The 15,858-nt window shown below is 46.7% G+C and carries 12 protein-coding genes; 7 read left to right on the plus strand and 5 right to left on the minus strand.

Features of this window, described 5'->3' with window-relative positions; genetic code table 11:
* The first annotated feature begins 81 nt into the window (after nt 1-81).
* Nucleotides 82-1,422, plus strand: a complete 1,341-nt coding sequence (locus V6669_RS29615; protein ID WP_338589429.1) for a glycoside hydrolase family 30 protein — start codon at nt 82-84, stop codon at nt 1,420-1,422.
* Nucleotides 1,423-1,732: 310 nt separating this feature from the next.
* The gene (locus V6669_RS29620; protein WP_338589431.1) at nt 1,733-2,893 is read left to right on the plus strand and encodes an MFS transporter; all 1,161 of its coding nucleotides are present in this window, start codon (nt 1,733-1,735) and stop codon (nt 2,891-2,893) included.
* 140 nt (nt 2,894-3,033) lie between these two features.
* Here the strand turns inward: V6669_RS29620 and V6669_RS29625 are convergent, their stop codons facing one another.
* Nucleotides 3,034-3,996, minus strand: coding sequence for an endo-1,4-beta-xylanase (locus V6669_RS29625; RefSeq protein WP_100526707.1), 963 nt, complete (start codon nt 3,994-3,996; stop codon nt 3,034-3,036).
* Nucleotides 3,997-4,256: 260 nt separating this feature from the next.
* On the opposite strand from V6669_RS29625, the gene V6669_RS29630 reads away from it, so the two are divergent.
* The gene (locus V6669_RS29630) at nt 4,257-6,539 is read left to right on the plus strand and encodes a 5'-nucleotidase C-terminal domain-containing protein (RefSeq protein WP_338589436.1); all 2,283 of its coding nucleotides are present in this window, start codon (nt 4,257-4,259) and stop codon (nt 6,537-6,539) included.
* A 170-nt stretch (nt 6,540-6,709) separates the two neighbouring features.
* Here the strand turns inward: V6669_RS29630 and V6669_RS29635 are convergent, their stop codons facing one another.
* Nucleotides 6,710-7,648, minus strand: coding sequence for a macrolide 2'-phosphotransferase (locus V6669_RS29635; RefSeq protein WP_338589438.1), 939 nt, complete (start codon nt 7,646-7,648; stop codon nt 6,710-6,712).
* Nucleotides 7,649-8,080: 432 nt separating this feature from the next.
* Between V6669_RS29635 and V6669_RS29640 the strand changes: the two genes are divergently transcribed.
* Both V6669_RS29640 and V6669_RS29645 read left to right on the plus strand, forming a co-directional pair.
* Nucleotides 8,081-8,437, plus strand: coding sequence for a hypothetical protein (locus V6669_RS29640; RefSeq protein WP_338589440.1), 357 nt, complete (start codon nt 8,081-8,083; stop codon nt 8,435-8,437).
* Nucleotides 8,438-8,660: 223 nt separating this feature from the next.
* The gene (locus tag V6669_RS29645; RefSeq protein WP_338589442.1) at nt 8,661-10,106 is read left to right on the plus strand and encodes a DEAD/DEAH box helicase; all 1,446 of its coding nucleotides are present in this window, start codon (nt 8,661-8,663) and stop codon (nt 10,104-10,106) included.
* A 267-nt stretch (nt 10,107-10,373) separates the two neighbouring features.
* On the opposite strand, the gene V6669_RS29650 is transcribed toward V6669_RS29645, so the two are convergent.
* Nucleotides 10,374-10,613: a hypothetical protein gene (locus tag V6669_RS29650; RefSeq protein ID WP_062836614.1), complete on the minus strand. Its 240-nt coding sequence runs from the start codon at nt 10,611-10,613 to the stop codon at nt 10,374-10,376.
* Nucleotides 10,614-11,067: 454 nt separating this feature from the next.
* Nucleotides 11,068-12,480 carry a DKNYY domain-containing protein gene (locus V6669_RS29655; protein ID WP_338589445.1) on the minus strand — a complete coding sequence of 471 codons (1,413 nt, stop codon included), beginning with the start codon at nt 12,478-12,480 and terminating at the stop codon, nt 11,068-11,070.
* A gap of 245 nt (nt 12,481-12,725) precedes the next feature.
* Between V6669_RS29655 and V6669_RS29660 the strand changes: the two genes are divergently transcribed.
* Nucleotides 12,726-14,594 carry an AbfB domain-containing protein gene (locus tag V6669_RS29660; protein ID WP_338589447.1) on the plus strand — a complete coding sequence of 623 codons (1,869 nt, stop codon included), beginning with the start codon at nt 12,726-12,728 and terminating at the stop codon, nt 14,592-14,594.
* A gap of 141 nt (nt 14,595-14,735) precedes the next feature.
* Here the strand turns inward: V6669_RS29660 and V6669_RS29665 are convergent, their stop codons facing one another.
* Complete coding sequence (locus V6669_RS29665) at nt 14,736-15,344, minus strand: flavin reductase family protein (RefSeq protein WP_338589448.1); 609 nt, start codon at nt 15,342-15,344, stop codon at nt 14,736-14,738.
* A gap of 153 nt (nt 15,345-15,497) precedes the next feature.
* Here V6669_RS29665 and V6669_RS29670 point away from each other — a divergent pair, with 153 nt between their 5' ends.
* Nucleotides 15,498-15,854, plus strand: a complete 357-nt coding sequence (locus V6669_RS29670; protein WP_338595088.1) for a helix-turn-helix domain-containing protein — start codon at nt 15,498-15,500, stop codon at nt 15,852-15,854.
* The last annotated feature ends 4 nt before the right edge of the window (nt 15,855-15,858 follow it).

Consider the following 15,858-nt stretch of genomic DNA (forward strand, 5'->3'; position numbering starts at 1 on the left):
CCTATCTTCTTTTGCCGCGGGAGTTGGTATACTGAACTTAATATATAGGACAGCTGAAGTTCAAGCGAGGGGGAAATTCATATGACATTCACATTCACTGGTTATTCAACAACCCAAGGTAACTCATGGAAAGAGTTATCTTTTGTGCCGACTAATGAAAGCGCTAACTTGAAATTAACGGGTGAACAGCACCAACTTGTGGAAGGGTTTGGTGGCTGTTTCAACGAGCTTGGTTATATGGCTCTGTCCCACTTAAATGAGGAGCAGCGCCATGAGGTATTTCACTCTCTCTTCCATCCAGAGGGTGAGCACAAGTTTAACATCTGTCGCCTGCCGATCGGCGCAAGTGATTATGCAGAGCAGTGGTACAGCCACAACGAGGTGGACGGAGATGTGGCCATGGAACATTTTTCAATCGAACGTGATTTCAAATATCTGATTCCTTACATTAAGGAAGCTCTGACTTATAACCCGAACCTGCAATTCTTCGCCTCCCCATGGAGTCCACCAACGTGGATGAAATCGCCAAAAGCCTATAACTATGGCACGCTTCGTTGGGAGAAAGATATTCTGGAGGCCTACGCCCTGTACTTCGTAAAATTTGTACAGGCCTACCGTGAAGCAGGCATTACCATCCATCAGGTGCATGTGCAGAACGAAGTGATTGCAGATCAGAAATTCCCTTCTTGCATGTGGACAGGCGAGCAGCTTCGTGAGTTTATCGCCGATTATCTGGGCCCGGCTTTTGACCAACACGGTCTGGATACGGAGATCTGGCTGGGGACGATCAACGCCCCTGATCCATGGGAGGAATTGATTAAGAAAAAAACAAACGACTTCGACGAGTACGCCGGGCTTGTCCTGAGTGATCCAAAGGCCTATTCCTATATCAAAGGTGTTGGGTATCAATGGGCAGGCAAAAATGCCATTCAACGTACCTCGGCGAGTTATCCGGAGCTGCGTTATATGCAAACCGAGAACGAATGCGGTGATGGCAACAACTCATGGAACTACGCCAAATATGTATATAACCTCTACCAGCACTACTTCAGCAACGGAGTGAACGCGTACATCTACTGGAACATGGTTCTGGAACCCAAAGGCCGTAGCACATGGGGCTGGGAGCAAAACTCCATGATCACCGTAGATCCGGACAATAAGGAGGTTACTCGAAACCCCGAGTATTATGTGATGAAACACTTCGCTCATCATATTGTTCCTGGTGCTCGAAGAGTCGGTCTGTCAGGTGCGTGGAGCGGGAAATCCGTTGCTTTCCGCAACCCGGATAACAGTCTAGTCATTGTCATCAACAATCCATTCCAGGACCGTCGTGACCTGTATCTAACCTTTGAAGAAGGACATACCCTACACATGAAGCTGGAGGCAGATTCGTTCAACAGCATGGTTATCCAACCGAAATAACTACTCCAACACATCGTTAAAAGCGTCGATATTAAAAGCGTCAGGCCCAAGAATTCCCGGGGCCGGCGCTATTTTTCATGGGCCAGACCATGCTTATTGTCACCATGACTACTCCTGTAGAACACAAGCCGAAGACAACTTAAAGATATGACGTTTCACCTTTTATATTTACAAATCTATAAATCTAGATATAATGTAATCCAGAGAACTTACTCTCATGTCCATCATATTATAGGAGGCAAGGCAGGCTCATTTCAGCATAATATATCTACTTTTCTGTATATTTAAATTCATTGGAGGTACGCTTTACATGAAATCACAACAGGTCAACCCACTCCTTATCCTGATGCTGGCACTCGGGGTATTCGGGATTATTACAACAGAAATGGGAATCGTGGGGGTACTGCCTCAGGTTGCGAATAAATTCAATATTACGGCTGCACAGGCAGGTTGGCTGGTCAGTATATTTGCGCTGGTTGTAGCCGTTGCGGGCCCTTTTCTCACCTTGCTGGCGTCTGGAATTAATCGCAAAATTATCCTGTTAGCCGCTGTGCTGATGTTTGCCATTTCGAACGTCGTATATGCCTACACTACAACATTTGATACCATGCTGATCTTCCGTATCATTCCCGCGTTATTCCATCCCGTCTTCTTTTCCGTAGCCCTGGTCACCAGTGCTCAACTCGTGCCAGCAGAGAAAAGCAGTCAGGCCGTCGCCAAAGTATTTACCGGAGTTACCGCGGGCTTTGCCTTTGGCGTACCACTGACATCGTATCTTGCTGAACGCCTATCCCTCGAAATCGCCTTCATGTTTGGAGCGATGGTCAGTGTAGTCGCTTTGATCGGCATATGGATCTGGTTACCCTCGATGCCCGTGAAGGAAAAGATGTCCTATGGCAAGCAACTCGGTATTCTGCGCAAACCTGGACTATGGCTGAATGTTGCCGCAGTCATTTTTATATTCGCCGCCATGTTCTCCGTGTACAGCTATTTCGCCGAGTATCTTGGGCAAGTCACTCACATGAGCGGATCATGGATCAGTGTCATGCTGACCGTCTTCGGTGTCGTCATGATCATCGGAAATTTGGGGTTTGGACAGTTTCTGCGTAAGAGCGTGGTCCGTACTGTTCTCATGTTCCCCCTGCTCTACATAGCAGCTTACGCACTCGTCTATTGGGCCGGTCCCCACTTCATGTGGATGATTATTGTAGTCTTTATTTGGGCATCGGTGCATTCAGGAGGATTAATTGTAAGCCAAACCTGGTTAACCGCTGAAGCGCAGGATGCGCCTGAATTCGGCAACAGTTTGTATGTATCCTTTTCCAACCTTGGTATTACCTTGGGTACTGCCATCGGAGGCTGGTTCATCGCGAACCTGGGGATACATCAACTGATCTGGAGCGGAATGATCTTTGCACTGATCGCTTTTGTATTGGTTTGGATTAAAATTAAATGCTTCCCTGCACCATGAATTGCCGAACACTGTTGAGACAAAGTATTAACACAAAAAGCGCCATGTTCCCATGTTTAACATGTGGAATAGGCGCTATTTGGTGTTATATGATAGTGATCGGAATCAAAAGGGAAGCTCAGACTCATCAATACGCAAACTTATGGATTGTTCGCCAGGTAATTTCTCAGCCATTGCATAGCTGGACGTTCTGTACCGTTGCTATTAACCAGATGTGAACCATTTACCCACGTTTGCCCCTGATTGTAGCCCCACAGCGTCACGCCTTTAACGGCTGAATGCTTCCAAAGCACAGGGAATTTTTGTTGGTAACGCTGCAATTGCGTATTATCATCGCCCGTCATATCCAGCTCGGATACATAGATTGGTAGCCCCGTAGCAGCAAGCTTGTTCAGTACCGTGTTCATCGTGTTCACAGAAACGTTGTCCATATTGAAGTGATGCGCTTGAATACCAATACCATCAACTAGACCTCTGTTTTTCAAAAGGTTAATGATCTGAATATATTGATCTGCTTTAGCCGGATCTCCGATAATACCATATTCATTGATCAGCAATTTAGCGTTCGGGAAAGCTTGTCTCGCCTGCTGGAATGACCAGATTACCCAATCCCAGCCAGTGGCTCCATCTCCACCTATCGCGTTGCGATAAGAAGGCTTAGCATGCAACGGCTCATTGACGACATCCACATATGCTGCCTTGGAATATCGCTGTCCTGCGGCTTTAATCCATTGTGTCACTTCAGCCTTCTGATCTGCGGCTGAGAGACTGTTAATCCAATTTGGCTGCTGACTTCCCCATACGAGGGTATGGAACTTGAACGGGAACCCGTTGTTGTTAGCATAGTTGTAGGCCATGTCCGCCTGGCCCCAATTCATTACGTTGCGTGTGCCTTCAACAGCATCCCACTTGGTAGAGTTCTCCGGAGTTACCTGATTCCAATACGGGCTAAAATTCGAAGGAACCTGGTTGGCAATAATATTACCCAGAAATTTGCTACCTTTCGCCAGACCAGCGCTCACACTACCAACCGCAACAGAAGCAGCGAGAATCCCTACCAATGCCAGTGAGCCGACTGTTTTAAACCACTTAGACTTAATCAATGATTTTCCTCCTTAGTATTCATTTTTTGTTAAGCGCTTACAAAAATCATTTTACTGGATAATTTTGGTTTTTAACACCTGTCAAATTATAGTATTTTATTGTAAAAAAGTAGAATTAAGTTATTTTTCTGAATCTATTCATAGATTCACTCTCTTAAATCGAACAACCTCTTACATTGGAGTTTACATTCACCACATGTTTATCTAGTATGAAATGATACATATCTTTACATACACTAGATAACAAGGGAGATTACAACATGCGCAAAATTTCAACGAAACGTTTCGCCGGATGGCCTTTATCTTTCCTCTTATGTGCCTCCATTTTGTTCGCCCCTTTTGCTTCCACTCCGGTTCAGGCTGCTGAGGCAGACAAGGAGACCAAGATCACGTTGCTGGGTACATCGGATATACATGGTCGGTTTATGCCGTGGGACTATGCTCTGGACGGTCCAAACCCAACCGGTAGCATGACACAGCTCTACACCATTGTGAAAAAAGTCCGTGCTGAGAATCCCAACACGATTCTGCTCGATGCAGGCGACATGATTCAGGATAACTCGGCTGAGTTGTTCAATGATCAACCTCAATCTCCCATGATGGTTGCAATGAACGAGATGAAATATGACGCATGGGTTATGGGTAACCATGAGTTTAACTTTGGACTGGACGTACTGGAGAAAATCTCTTCCCAATTCAATGGACAGCCTCTCGTGGGTAACATTTTCAAAGAAAACGGCGACCGCTACATGCCTGCCTATACGATTATCGAGAGAGACGGAATCAAAGTGGGTGTTATCGGAATGAACACACCTATGATTACCGAGTTTGAGAAAGGTACAGATCACCTGGACGGCATCATCGTCAAAGATCCTGTGGAAGAGACCAAGAAGGCCATTGCTGAGCTGAAAGGCAAAGTTGATGTCATGGTTGGACTCATGCATATGGGATTGGATAACGAGAACGGAAACCCAGGCACCGGAGTGACAGATATCGCCAACGCCAACCCGGAGCTGGCTGCCATTTTTGCCGGACACATGCATACCTTGATTGAATCCCAAACGGTTAACGGTGTATTGATCTCCGAACCGAATAAATATGGCTCACATATTTCACGAATCGATCTGACATTTGAAAAAGACGGCGACAAAGTTGTGCTGAAAAGCAAGGAAGCTCAAGCTCTCGCTGTAAAAGCAGCAGACGGAACATATGAAGTCTCCGATCCTGCGCTGGAAGAGACTTTGCACCCATTCCACGAGTTCGCTCGTGCCGATGCCAATATTGAAGTGGCTGAACTGAAAGGAACGAATCTGGTCCCTGCTGATGAGATTAAGGGTATCCCTGCGGTGCAGATCCAGGAAACAGCTTTGTCTGACTTTTTCACCGAAGTGATGTTGCATTACAGTGATGCCGATGTGGTCGCGCACCAGATTGATAACGACAAGGCCAAGCTGGATGTAGGCCCGATCAAGAAAAAGGATATTGCGTTCAACTACCAATACACCTTCGGTGAAGTAACTGTATATGAAGTGACCGGACGCGATCTGATGGATTATATGGAGTGGTCTGCGGGGTACTTCAACTCCACACGCCGGGGTGATGTGACCGTCAGCTTTGATCCGAAACGACGTGCTTCCAAATACAGCACCGATGATTTCTTCGGCGGCGTAACGTATGAGATTGACCTGACCAAGCCATATGGCAGTCGGATTACGAATCTTAAGTACAGCAATGGATCCGTTGTCAAAGAAGACGATACGCTGAAGCTCGGTATGAATGCCTACCGGATGGAAGCCCTGATTGCCAAAGGCGGCGCGATGGAAGGACGTAAGTTCAAGCAGCTATGGTCCTCCAAGGATGCTTCGGCATTTGGTGAGATTCAGGGTACGATTCGCAACCTGTCCATCGCCTATCTGAAAGATGTCATGAAAGGTGTCTACGAACCGAAGATTCAGCACAACTGGAAAATCACTGGCGTAGACCTGACTGCACCAGAGCGTGCAGATGTGGTCGAGTTAATTAACGATGGCATTATGTCTGTGCCAACAACAGAAGATGGCAAGTACACCAACATTGCCTCCATTAACATTTTGGATACGGTGACTCAAGAAGAGATTGATGCTTTATCTGCCAAAGCAGGTGTGAGTGCAGCGCAATTCGCAGGCGTGAAAACCAAGGGAGCGTTCTATCAACAGCTGAACAAAACTCGCAAAACAGTAGGTAATGGTGAGGAAGAAACTACACCTGAGAAACCTACGACACCAACTGTACCAAAACCAACTCCAGGCACGTCGAAACCTGGCAAACCATCAACACCAAGCACGGGTAAACCGGGAACTATCACCAAAGGCAAGCAAGCCAAGGTTACTGCGGCTTACCTGAACGTACGCGCTGGCGCTTCATCCAAAGCCAAGGTCATTGCTTCCGTACCGAAAGGCACCCTGCTTGAGTTGATCAGCACAGACAAGTATGGCTGGGTAAAAGTGAAGCTGGATGGACGTGTAGCATTTGTATACGGGAAATACGTGAGTTTTTTGAAATAAATACAATCGTTACGCATCACGCTTAACGAAAAAGAAAAAGGGTGATTCTCCCATGAATATCATGGTGGAGATCGCCCTTTTCTAGGTTAACGAAGCGTTATGAGTATTGCTTCAACTGCTCTGTGGGAGTACGTACCATACCGGGTGAACGAATTATATACCTTCGATACTCAACCTCTCTTCACATCCCAGTTCGCAAGCATGCCTCTCGCCATCTCCATGTCCGACTCTTTTCCTGTAGTCATTGCAAACTTGGCAACAATTGCAGGATAGGCTGCCCACTGCTCCCGAATATGCTCCAGCATCTGGGGCCATGTTCTTCCCCCTGCCTTCTCATAACGACTCAAAAGCTCACGTAGCCCATCCTCCTGAAAGAGTGCATAGTAGATGACAAAATCCTTACCCGGATCTGCAATCTCCGCTTCCGTCCAATCAATAAGTCCAGCTACTCGCTGGGCATCATCGACAATAATATGCGGCGGATGCAGATCACCATGGATGAACGCCGAGTGCTGTGGCCAATAGCTATTTATAGAAAGCCATACCGTCCACCGTTCAACTAGCCTGGTTGGTACCGTAAAGTTCTGCTTAATCTCCTCTATATTGGCTGCAAATTCTTTGCGAGCTTCCATAGGTGTCTTGATCCGCACTCCACCTTTCTTCGCCTTGTCGGGATCGATGTTATGCAACGTGGCGAGAGTCGTAGCCAGTGAATCCAGGAATGTATCCGATAAGCTCTCCTGAGGGAATCGCCATACATACCCTCCCCCTGCGGGATCCACAACTGCGATCGGATCACCATCAAGTAAAGGATAAGCTATCAACTCTGGCGTGCAGATCCGCCAATCTGGTACTTGTGCGGGTATACTGCCTCGGACCACATCCAGAACCTTACGCTCATTCTCGGCTCGCTCCCATACGTCTCCACGCCGCGGCTGGCGCAGAACCCATCTGCGGCCTTCTTCATCCGTGGCAAATGCTACACGAAAATCCATACCCGACTCGTTGATCTCCAAGGATTCCTCAACGATAAGAAGTCCATTCTGTTCTGCTAAAGATAATAGTTCCTTTTCAATTGCCAAATTTTCATTCAAGTTCGGTTTTATCATATTAGGTACTCCCCTTTTCCTGGATAAAATAAAAAACACAGACATGTTCGCCTGTGCAGTTCATTTTGGATATTGGCATACCTGAATGCTCACAAAAAAAATAGTAGTACATCAAAGAACCACTTCACAGAGTGATTCTTTCACGACTAGCGGCATACGTGTAAAATGGCAAACCAATCCCGATGAGCTGCACACAGGCAGAAACAGCAAGCGTAAACAGACGTTTTTCGCCACACTATCTCAATCGGGAAAAATTTTGCACACGTATCCCTCCGTTCAGTAAGTTACCCATATGCTAACATATTCCAAATTCCAGTTCCAGACTGAATCGAATGATTTCAGTTCTTTTTTATTGATATACAGGAACTTCGTCACCTCAGGTAACGTCCATAGTTATAGATGCATTAAAATGGATGAGAGGTGAGTAACCCGATGTCCATTGTACGAAGATTATTCGTATTTCCGTTTATCTTGCTTCTGCTAACGCTCGGATGCGCAGATAAATCCGAGGAACAAGGGAAAGAGAAGCCACATGTGCGAGGAATTATTACGGATTTTGAGGAAGAAAGAGGTCAGGTACTCATCGAGAATAAAGAAGATGGCGGTGTTGATTCAGGACCGATTTGGATCTCGCTCAACAAGGACTCCGAACTCATCATCGAAGGAGAGACTGTCACCGTCTCTTTGGATGAGACACTCGTTGGTCGAAGTGCAGAGGTGTGGATCAATGGAGTTATTGCTCAATCTTACCCTCCCCAAACCAAGGCTGTAAAAATGGTCATTCATTAACACCAAGCAAAATACGCCGATACATTTCGTTTCACGTGGAACGTTATGATACAGATACGAACAGCAACGGGTGGTTGCTACTAAAATCGGAAATGATGAAAACAATTTACACACTTGAAGCATTTACTCCGTTAGCCTGCCTGCATATAGAGTATAATGAAGAGGTATACGATAAATGTACGGTGCAATAATTGTACAAAAACTAACGCAAAAGAGGTAAACGATGAGCGAGCAACAATTTAAAGATTATGGACTTGGTGAAGAGATCGTAAAAGCACTGGACAGTCTGGGCTATGAGACACCAACCGAGGTTCAAACCAAAGTTATTCCGGTAGCACTAGAGAATCAGGATCTTGTGGTCAAATCACAGACAGGTAGTGGTAAAACAGCTGCTTACGGCATTCCACTTTGCGAGCTGGTGGATTGGAATGAGAATAAGCCACAGGCTTTGATTCTTACACCAACCCGGGAACTGGCTTTGCAGGTTAACGAAGATATTACGAATATCGGCCGCTTTAAGCGTATTAAAGCAACCGCACTATACGGACAGTCCCCTTTTCATATCCAAAAAGCAGAGTTAAAACAAAGAACCCACGTGGCTGTTGGTACACCAGGTCGGGTACTGGATCATATCGAACGAGGCACGCTGCCACTCGAACGGATCGCGTATCTCGTCATTGACGAAGCCGATGAGATGCTGAACATGGGCTTTATTGAGACGGTACAGTCCATCATTCAGAAACTGCCGCAGGAGCGAGTAACGATGTTGTTCTCCGCGACATTCCCTGAAGATGTAGCCAAGCTGTCACGCAAATACATGAACAAACCGGTGGAGATCGAGATCAAGGCAAGTGGACTAACAACAGCCACGATTGAACATGCTGTGATTAACGTACCCGAGGTGAACAAAACCGCACTGCTTCAAGACTTGTTTATTGTGGAAAATCCGGATAGCTGCATTGTGTTCTGCCGTACGCAGGAGAATGTGGACAAACTGTTCCGGGTCATGGCTGACCTTGACTATCCAGCAGATCGAATCCATGGTGGCATGGAGCAGGATGAGCGGATTGAAGTAATGAACGCATTCCGACGGGGACAATTCCGTTATCTGATCGCGACCGATGTAGCCGCACGTGGTATCGATATCACAAATATTACTCATGTCATCAACTACGATATTCCTTTGGAAAAAGAGGGATATGTTCACCGCACAGGCCGTACGGGTCGCGCAGGCAAAACAGGTAAAGCCATTACGTTGATTACACCGAAAGATGGCAGACGTCTCGCCGAGATTGAATCCTATATTGGATTCGAAATCCCTGTCGTGAAGGCACCTTCCGAAGATGCTGTAGATCGCCGCAGAGAAGATTTTGAGAAGCGATTGAAGATTGTACCTGAACGCAAAAAGGACAAGCGCGAACAGTTGAACCAACAGATCATGAAGCTGAACTTTAACGGAGGCAAGAAGAAGAAACTTCGTGCCGTTGACTTTGTAGGTACCATCGCCAAGCTTGAAGGGGTAACCGCAGACGACATCGGGATCATTACGATTCTGGATAATGTGACGGATGTAGAAATCCTGAACGGCAAAGGCCCACTCGTACTAGAGCTCATGCAGAATACAACGATTAAAAAGATGCAGCTCAAGGTTCGTAAAGGCCATAAATAGATTGAGAACTAGCGTAGAATCATAGGGGTAGATTCGATTTAATTTCCTATATCTATCGCTATGGCCGCCTATACGCTTTAAAAAAAAGACAAGCAGACCTGATAACATGATGTTATGACAGGTCTGCTTGTTAGGCATGCCAACATCGCCCCTCTCTTCATTCCACCTTCCTCTGGAACCCGTTTGTTCATCTTCTAACCTCCAGAGAATATCCATTGCGTTCCACGTAGGTCTTAACACCAAATCTCCACCTGTCTGCTATGAGGGTTATCCTACACCATCACTTTCTAACAAGGAGTAAAAATTATCGCGGTCTTCATCATCGAATTTGCCAAGCGCCCGTACCCTAATAAATTCATGTCCACCAAACATGTCGATTTCCTCGCCGCAATTATTGTAGAGTGCGATCATATGTCCATCCCGATTCAGCTCCATATACCCGTAACAAGTTGCCTCTGGTGCTTCGCCGTTTAAGAGTAAAAATCTGATTTTATCCACGCTGTTCATGCAGATCTCCTTTCCTTATTTCTTATTAATGTTAAGAATATTTTACGTAACACCAGATAAATTGGAAAAAGCGATTTCACCCTGCATACCGGGATATACATTCCTATTGAGCAAGCATGAGGGGGGAACACTCGCTAAATCGTTCATTCTCACATTATCTCTTGACGTGATGCGATTTTGGGATTATTATAACGTGCCGGTTTATCAACAAGATAAATCAAATAAAAGGCTGACTTTTCGAGTGTGTTGGCACCGAATCATCAGCCTGTTGTGCAGATCATGAAAGATAAAGAATAATTTTATGTTATTGGTGATAAGAAATGGATGACTATAACAACGATAAAGTATGACATGATGCTAGACTAAGATCTCCGAGTAGGAGAGCTTGTTCGTTTCACCTTCGAGATGGTACTAGTGGCTGTACCACAAGTAAAAGCATTTCTATAAGGGTTTTTTACCTCTTCTTTTTCCGCACTGTGCCGCCTTCCACCGTATACCGGAATAGCGCATCTTCCGCGCCCCCGATATCATCCGTAACCTGAAACATCGCTGCATCTCCCGACTTATAGACACTTCCCGTCAGAAAGCTGAACACAACATGGTCATCTTTGCCCCAATATTGATTCAGCATGACAAATGTACTGCCGCTCACGCCCTTTACCGTGCGTTTGCCATTGGCATTATAGAGACCATTCTGATCCATTGCCCAACTCTGGGGATCGGCATCGAAGAGATGTGTAAAGCTGGCACGATCGATATGTTTATTTGGTTTACCCCATAGATATACATGATCGGCATCCACTGCCCAGCTCCCGGAAGGTGTTATTAACTCAAATGTCGATGCATCCGCCCCCTTAATCATTTGAAGCACATCGTCTGGATGACCAAAAGGCTGACTTGTCCGAACAACCTCGGCACGATACACATAATGCTGATCCTTGGAAAGTCCGAGATGCTCCGTCCCGGCAAACACTTCAAACTGCCGAGCATCTGCTTCGTCGACACGGTATCCGTTGTAATACACATGATTGCGGTCACGTCCAAAAGTTCCACCTAGTGGCTGAAACGTATTCGGGTCTGCTCCTTTTACAGTACGCCACTGAAAATAAACCCGTTCCCGGTCCCGTGCAAACTGCTCATCCAGCGGTTCAAAGGTAGATCTGTCCGCTCCACGGACAAGGTTAAATACCGCTTTTGCTTCTCGACGATACGTACCGCCCCATTCTGTTTTATAAAAAATAGACGATGCAGTCTCAACCCAATTACCTGTGATCTGTGTAGCGCCCTCTGCACTGTGGGCATAATGCGCATGCCACCAGCCATGTACGTCGGGATGATGTTCTTGCAGCCATGCCCTCACCTCATCCTTTTCCCCATTCGCATAACGAAGAGAGCTGGACAGATGGAACAGATGCTCCTTGTCGGTGCAATAGTCGTGATGAGCAATCACAGTATTCGTATCAATATCCTCAAAAAGATGAAAGTGCGTGCTACTCTTCACATATAAATAACGTTGGTCCTGAGCAAAGTAGGGCGTATCCGGCAACAGCCGGAAGCTGTTCGGATCGGAGTCAGGCACGGCCTGATCTTCCAGGTAGACGTACTGAGAGTCGCAGCAGTAATCTTCATCGATCACACGAAAACCTTCCGTATCCCGACTGAACAAACTCGCCTTGTTCTTGCGGGCATTGAACCACCATATCCCCTGACAATCTCGTAGGTAGGCGAAGGTCAGCCACCCCTTTGTATACGTAGAGATGACTTCAAAATCCTTAGCAGTAATGCCTCCCTTAATCGGAGTGTTCGTTCCATCCTCATCATTATGCAATTTCACCTGAAGGTCTTCATCTACAATAAACTTGTTCATGACGGTTCACCCTCCAACCATGATGTGAATTCAGTCTATCCTTATTTTAACGTGTGTTCCTGATCCTCTCTACATCATCGCACTTGATATTTAGGAACATTTCCTCCGCTCTCACCGCTCAGCCACGATGAAATGAAGGTTTGTTCAGCAATGGATGGATTGTTCACTTGAAAAAGAGTCTAGTCTAACTAAAATATAAATGAGAGCGCTATATTTAATGCGATATCTTACGGGAGGTGTATGTAATGGGTAACAGGAAAGCGGTCTGGTTTCTGGTCTTTGCACTCACGTTCACCCTATTTGGACTTCATCCTGAACGAACAAGCGCAGCAAGTGTCACGATAACCAATGGCACCGATTGGCTCGACACCGCAGGCAACCCCATCCATGCGAACAGTGGCAACATCCTGCAGGTAGGCTCGACGTATTATCTGTACGGTGAACATGCGGTGGGCGGCAGGTTCGACAGCGTGAACGTCTACACCTCCACCGATCTGAAGAACTGGACTTTCAGCAACGCCATCCTGACGAAAGATTCTGCAACCGAGCTGGCCTCCAGCAAAATTGAACGCCCCAAAGTCATCTATAACGCCTTCACTAACCAGTATGTGCTCTGGGCACACTATGAGAACGGTACGGACTACAACCTCGGGCGTGTAGCGGTCGCAACAAGCAATACCCCGAATGGCAAATTCACGTATGAAGGCAGCTTCCGCCCAATGAATTATGAATCCCGTGACATGACAGTCTTTGTTGATACAGATGGATCAGGTTATCTGGTTACTGCTTCACGCAAAAATGGCGGAGCCAATGATACGATGGCTATTTTCAAAATGAATGCAAGTTATACCGGAATACAATCCTTCGAGGGCTGGCTGTTCGAGAACGCCTATCGTGAAGCACCTGCTGTTGTGAAAAAAGGAAACCGCTACTACCTCTTCACCTCCCAAGCCGCTGGCTGGTATCCGAATCAGGGTGCTTATGCTACAGCAACTTCCATGACGGGCCCATGGACTGCGCTTACGCCATATGGCAATCCATCTGCCTTCGGTTCGCAGATTCATGATATTGCCACGATTACAGGTAGCAACACCACATCTTACATCTACATGGGGGATCGCTGGAATCCGATGAACCTAGGAGAGCACAAACATATCTGGCTGCCGCTAACCTTGAATGATTCGAACGGAACAGCATCACTGGAGTGGTATACAACATGGAATATCGATGCAGTAACGGGTGCAGTAACACCACCTGCTCTTGTCAACCATGCCCAAGGCAAAACAGCTACCGCTATCTCCACAGCCTCCGGATCGTCTGCATCCAACGTTAATGATGGCAACTACCAGACTTCATGGGTGGCTTCCTCCAATAGCTGGCCTGCATGGTGGCAGGTGGACTTCGGCACACCAAAGACGATCACCGAGATCGACACCTCCTGGTTTATGTATAAAGGTTCTGAAGGGTACTACAAATACAAAATTGAGATTAGCAACGATGGTGTTAATTACTCCACCTTGGATCGCACCAACAATCTGACCTATGGTTTCACCACGGATGCCGTGCATTTCACCGCCCGTTATGTACGGATCAATATGGTGAACGCCGTCTTGTGGAATAATCCGGGGAACTGGTACACCCCAACTCTGCACGAGGTCAAAATGTTGGGTCCTGCAACACCGGAAGCCACAGGTTACAGCCGGTTCAGTTCACACAATTATCCGGATCGATACATCCGTCATGCCAATTACACGGCTCGCGTGGATGCCAACGTCTCTCCTGCCCAGGACTCACAATTCCGCGTCGTACCGGGTCTTGCCAGCTCCACGGGAATATCACTGGAGTCCATCAACTTCCCGGGTTACTTTCTGAAGCGTAATGCCAGCAACAAAATTGTACTTGAAGCTTATGCCGACACCTCCGCCTATAAGGGAGATGCTACGTTCCTGAGCAGCCCTGGTTGGGCTGACAGCACCAAAGTATCCCTTCAATCGTACAGTCAGCCCGGATATTACATCCGGCATTATGATTACGTATTACAACTCGATGCCATCAATGCATCCAGCAGCTCAACGGTGAAGAGTGATGCCACGTTTGGGCGAACCAATTTCTAAGCCAATGAATTGGAAATGAGGATTAGACACCTACATCTACAATTCATATCTTGGGGGAGAACCGTTTTTTCAGGATTCAAAACTGAAAAAGCGGTTCTTTCTCTGCTGCACCATTCCAGATATAGATTACGTAACCCTATCTCAGACTGAGAATGGAGGTTTCATTAGAGCGTAATCGCCAGCCAAACTGGCTAGTGGCTGCCAGCTCTCGATCGCTATTTTATAATGACCGGCATATGCCTCTGCATTCACCCGTACATGCTCTACTTTTCCAAGAACCAGATGATCTGTACCCACTTCAATAATACGATCCAGTGTAAGTTCAAAAGCAATCGGAGATTCGAGCACGGAAGGTACATCCACATGTATACCCGGTTTGGGTGTAACGCCTGCCAGCTCAAACTCATTTTCGTCCGATGCCACATCCGCAGACGATCGCTGCATCGACTCCACCAGTGAAGCCGGAACCATATTGATGACGAATTCCCCCGTCTCTCGAATATTGAGAAGTGTATCCTTCACGGTACCTTGCCTCTCACCTACACCGGGTCCAATGGATAAGAGCAGCGTCGCCGGATTGCGTGAAGCAACGGTAAAAAAACTGAATGGAGCGAGGTTAAGCACACCCTCCTTACTTCGCGTAGAGACCCAAGCAATGGGCCGCGGCACCACGGAACCCGTCATTAATTTGTACATTTCGTTCACGGTGATATCACCTGTTGCAAACTCAAATACATTGTTTTTTGCCAATGACACTCGCTCCTTTTCCCCCTCCCAACAGAAGCTCCTTCGGTTTACAAAGCCCCATGGGAAACATATAGTTGGTATAAGAATATACACTTGTTCACCACAAAAAAAGTACGCACTTTGAAGTGCGTACCTGCATAAAGGAGCTTATTCGTGATGGATAATCCGGGTACAATCCCAGTGGAAACACTAACTCCCTTCAACTACACCCTGTCCATTATCGGTGGGAAGTGGAAGATGAAGATCATGTATCAACTTGCCTTTCATGGGGTCACACGTTACGGCGAACTCAAAAGACGTGTCCCCGGGATCACGTACAAGGTATTAACCTCTCAACTGAACGATTTGGAACATGAAGGTGTGATAAAACGAGTGGAGTATGATCAGACTCCGCCCAAAGTGGAGTATTCCTTAACCCCCCGAGGCAAGAGTCTAATGCCCATTCTGGAGGAAATCTGCAAGTGGGGTGTGCATAACGTGCCGGAGGCACAACCGTTGCATGAAATACAGTAAATCA

This window comes from Paenibacillus sp. Y5S-9, from assembly GCF_036894235.1.
Taxonomy (GTDB): domain Bacteria; phylum Bacillota; class Bacilli; order Paenibacillales; family Paenibacillaceae; genus Paenibacillus.

Excerpts from the sequence above, each read along its gene's own strand:
- V6669_RS29670 (WP_338595088.1), top strand. The coding sequence starts at position 15,498 with ATGGATAATCCGGGTACAATCCCAGTGGAAACACTAACTCCCTTCAAC.
- V6669_RS29650 (WP_062836614.1), bottom strand. The coding sequence starts at position 10,613 with ATGAACAGCGTGGATAAAATCAGATTTTTACTCTTAAACGGCGAAGCA.
- V6669_RS29630 (WP_338589436.1), top strand. The coding sequence starts at position 4,257 with ATGCGCAAAATTTCAACGAAACGTTTCGCCGGATGGCCTTTATCTTTC.
- V6669_RS29660 (WP_338589447.1), top strand. The coding sequence starts at position 12,726 with ATGGGTAACAGGAAAGCGGTCTGGTTTCTGGTCTTTGCACTCACGTTC.
- V6669_RS29635 (WP_338589438.1), bottom strand. The coding sequence starts at position 7,648 with ATGATAAAACCGAACTTGAATGAAAATTTGGCAATTGAAAAGGAACTA.
- V6669_RS29620 (WP_338589431.1), top strand. The coding sequence starts at position 1,733 with ATGAAATCACAACAGGTCAACCCACTCCTTATCCTGATGCTGGCACTC.
- V6669_RS29655 (WP_338589445.1), bottom strand. The coding sequence starts at position 12,480 with ATGAACAAGTTTATTGTAGATGAAGACCTTCAGGTGAAATTGCATAAT.
- V6669_RS29640 (WP_338589440.1), top strand. The coding sequence starts at position 8,081 with ATGTCCATTGTACGAAGATTATTCGTATTTCCGTTTATCTTGCTTCTG.
- V6669_RS29645 (WP_338589442.1), top strand. The coding sequence starts at position 8,661 with ATGAGCGAGCAACAATTTAAAGATTATGGACTTGGTGAAGAGATCGTA.
- V6669_RS29615 (WP_338589429.1), top strand. The coding sequence starts at position 82 with ATGACATTCACATTCACTGGTTATTCAACAACCCAAGGTAACTCATGG.